The organism is Pseudomonas sp. 14P_8.1_Bac3, assembly GCF_025466085.1.
In the GTDB taxonomy this organism is placed as follows: domain Bacteria; phylum Pseudomonadota; class Gammaproteobacteria; order Pseudomonadales; family Pseudomonadaceae; genus Aquipseudomonas.
Window position 1 is genome coordinate 1 of the sequence record NZ_JANLOD010000030.1, and the last position, 3,410, is coordinate 3,410.

Sequence of the window (3,410 nt, forward strand, 5' to 3'; positions counted from 1 at the left end):
TCTCGAACTTTCGGTTCGTTTCGTCTTCACACACCGCAATCTGGTGCTCTGTCGCTTTTCAGCTTCAAGCCTGCAAATTGCTTGGGTGTTATATGGTCAAGCCTCACGGGCAATTAGTATTGGTTAGCTCAACGCCTCACAGCGCTTACACACCCAACCTATCAACGTCGTAGTCTTCGACGGCCCTTCAGGGGACTCAAGGTCCCAGTGAGATCTCATCTTGAGGCTAGTTTCCCGCTTAGATGCTTTCAGCGGTTATCTATTCCGAACATAGCTACCCGGCAATGCCACTGGCGTGACAACCGGAACACCAGAGGTTCGTCCACTCCGGTCCTCTCGTACTAGGAGCAGCCCCTCTCAAATCTCAAACGTCCACGGCAGATAGGGACCGAACTGTCTCACGACGTTCTAAACCCAGCTCGCGTACCACTTTAAATGGCGAACAGCCATACCCTTGGGACCGGCTTCAGCCCCAGGATGTGATGAGCCGACATCGAGGTGCCAAACACCGCCGTCGATATGAACTCTTGGGCGGTATCAGCCTGTTATCCCCGGAGTACCTTTTATCCGTTGAGCGATGGCCCTTCCATACAGAACCACCGGATCACTAAGACCTACTTTCGTACCTGCTCGACGTGTCTGTCTCGCAGTCAAGCGCGCTTTTGCCTTTATACTCTACGACCGATTTCCGACCGGTCTGAGCGCACCTTCGTACTCCTCCGTTACTCTTTAGGAGGAGACCGCCCCAGTCAAACTACCCACCATACACTGTCCTCGATCCGGATAACGGACCTGAGTTAGAACCTCAAAGTTGCCAGGGTGGTATTTCAAGGTTGGCTCCACGCGAACTGGCGTCCACGCTTCAAAGCCTCCCACCTATCCTACACAAGCAAATTCAAAGTCCAGTGCAAAGCTATAGTAAAGGTTCACGGGGTCTTTCCGTCTAGCCGCGGATACACTGCATCTTCACAGCGATTTCAATTTCACTGAGTCTCGGGTGGAGACAGCGCCGCCATCGTTACGCCATTCGTGCAGGTCGGAACTTACCCGACAAGGAATTTCGCTACCTTAGGACCGTTATAGTTACGGCCGCCGTTTACCGGGGCTTCGATCAAGAGCTTCGCGTTAGCTAACCCCATCAATTAACCTTCCGGCACCGGGCAGGCGTCACACCCTATACGTCCACTTTCGTGTTTGCAGAGTGCTGTGTTTTTAATAAACAGTCGCAGCGGCCTGGTATCTTCGACCGGCATGGGCTTACGGAGCAAGTCCTTCACCCTCACCGGCGCACCTTCTCCCGAAGTTACGGTGCCATTTTGCCTAGTTCCTTCACCCGAGTTCTCTCAAGCGCCTTGGTATTCTCTACCCAACCACCTGTGTCGGTTTGGGGTACGGTTCCTGGTTACCTGAAGCTTAGAAGCTTTTCTTGGAAGCATGGCATCAACCACTTCGTGTTCTAAAAGAACACTCGTCATCAGCTCTCGGCCTTAGAATCCCGGATTTACCTAAGATTCCAGCCTACCACCTTAAACTTGGACAACCAACGCCAAGCTGGCCTAGCCTTCTCCGTCCCTCCATCGCAATAACCAGAAGTACAGGAATATTAACCTGTTTTCCATCGACTACGCTTTTCAGCCTCGCCTTAGGGACCGACTAACCCTGCGTCGATTAACGTTGCGCAGGAAACCTTGGTCTTTCGGCGTGGGTGTTTTTCACACCCATTGTCGTTACTCATGTCAGCATTCGCACTTCTGATACCTCCAGCAAGCTTCTCAACTCACCTTCACAGGCTTACAGAACGCTCCTCTACCGCATCACCTAAGTGATACCCGTAGCTTCGGTGTATGGTTTGAGCCCCGTTACATCTTCCGCGCAGGCCGACTCGACTAGTGAGCTATTACGCTTTCTTTAAAGGGTGGCTGCTTCTAAGCCAACCTCCTAGCTGTCTAAGCCTTCCCACATCGTTTCCCACTTAACCATAACTTTGGGACCTTAGCTGACGGTCTGGGTTGTTTCCCTTTTCACGACGGACGTTAGCACCCGCCGTGTGTCTCCCATGCTCGGCACTTGTAGGTATTCGGAGTTTGCATCGGTTTGGTAAGTCGGGATGACCCCCTAGCCGAAACAGTGCTCTACCCCCTACAGTGATACATGAGGCGCTACCTAAATAGCTTTCGAGGAGAACCAGCTATCTCCGAGCTTGATTAGCCTTTCACTCCGATCCACAGGTCATCCGCTAACTTTTCAACGGTAGTCGGTTCGGTCCTCCAGTTAGTGTTACCCAACCTTCAACCTGCCCATGGATAGATCGCCCGGTTTCGGGTCTATTCCCAGCGACTAGACGCCCTATTAAGACTCGCTTTCGCTACGCCTCCCCTATTCGGTTAAGCTCGCCACTGAAAATAAGTCGCTGACCCATTATACAAAAGGTACGCAGTCACCCAACAAAGTGGGCTCCCACTGCTTGTACGCATACGGTTTCAGGATCTATTTCACTCCCCTCTCCGGGGTTCTTTTCGCCTTTCCCTCACGGTACTAGTTCACTATCGGTCAGTCAGTAGTATTTAGCCTTGGAGGATGGTCCCCCCATATTCAGACAAAGTTTCTCGTGCTCCGTCCTACTCGATTTCATGGCCAAGAGATTTTCGCGTACAGGGCTATCACCCACTATGGCCGCACTTTCCAGAGCGTTCCGCTAATCTCAAAGCCACTTAAGGGCTAGTCCCCGTTCGCTCGCCACTACTAAGGGAATCTCGGTTGATTTCTTTTCCTCAGGGTACTTAGATGTTTCAGTTCCCCTGGTTCGCTTCTTAAGCCTATGTATTCAGCTTAAGATACCTAACTTATGTTAGGTGGGTTCCCCCATTCAGACATCTCCGGATCAAAGTCTGTTTGCCGACTCCCCGAAGCTTTTCGCAGGCTACCACGTCTTTCATCGCCTCTGACTGCCAAGGCATCCACCGTATGCGCTTCTTCACTTGACCATATAACCCCAAGCAATCTGGTTATACTGTGAAGACGACATTCGCCGAAAATTCGCGATTAAACTCACAAATTTTACCTTAGCCTGAACAACACCAGTGAAAGTGCCATCCAGTCTATCTTTCTATCACATACCCAAATTTTTAAAGAACGATCTAGCCAAAGACTAGAAATCAACATTCACCATCGTCACGATGGAATGCTCATTTCTAAGCTTTCGAACAACAGAAGCAGTAAGTGGTGGAGCCAAACGGGATCGAACCGTTGACCTCCTGCGTGCAAGGCAGGCGCTCTCCCAGCTGAGCTATGGCCCCGTATTTCTACAGGCGTTTCCCACACAAAATTGGTGGGTCTGGGCAGATTCGAACTGCCGACCTCACCCTTATCAGGGGTGCGCTCTAACCAACTGAGCTACAGACCCAATTTCG

2 tRNA genes and 1 rRNA gene are annotated in these 3,410 nt (G+C 51.3%); all 3 read right to left on the bottom strand.

Annotated elements, in window-relative coordinates:
- Positions 1-92 precede the first annotated feature (92 nt).
- Positions 93-2,984, bottom strand: a 23S ribosomal RNA gene (locus NTD84_RS09160).
- Between the two features lie 236 nt (positions 2,985-3,220).
- Positions 3,221-3,296 (bottom strand) — tRNA-Ala (locus NTD84_RS09165).
- Between the two features lie 30 nt (positions 3,297-3,326).
- Positions 3,327-3,403 (bottom strand) — tRNA-Ile (locus NTD84_RS09170).
- Positions 3,404-3,410: the final 7 nt, after the last annotated feature.